The organism is Akkermansia muciniphila, from assembly GCF_900184965.1.
Taxonomy (GTDB): domain Bacteria; phylum Verrucomicrobiota; class Verrucomicrobiia; order Verrucomicrobiales; family Akkermansiaceae; genus Akkermansia; species Akkermansia muciniphila_A.
Map to the genome: position 1 here is coordinate 1 of NZ_FXYA01000174.1, position 256 is coordinate 256.

The following is a 256-nucleotide window of genomic DNA, read 5'->3' on the forward strand; positions in this document are numbered from 1 at the left end:
GAAATAGCCGAATACAGGCTGGCCGAAGGCGCAACCCTCAACCAGCTCACGCGCCACCTCCACACGGAATGGGCGCGGCAGGAAACGACCTGCGTGCTTACCGGACGCGAAGCCCGTGCCGAACTCTTCTCCGCCAATGCGGTAGACGGCAGCCGTGTACTCGACCAGCGCACGCGGCAGATACACTCCTCGCCGGGAGCATACAGCAACCTTCTGTACAAAAACGTCGTGGGCGACACAGCCACGGCTACCTTCG

At 62.5% G+C, this 256-nt stretch carries 1 protein-coding gene; it reads left to right on the forward strand.

Annotation, left to right across the window (positions count from 1 at the left end; all coding sequences use genetic code 11):
- Positions 1-256 (forward strand): SufD family Fe-S cluster assembly protein (locus tag CI070_RS05560; RefSeq protein ID WP_143245737.1); only part of this gene is annotated, 256 nt, incomplete at both ends.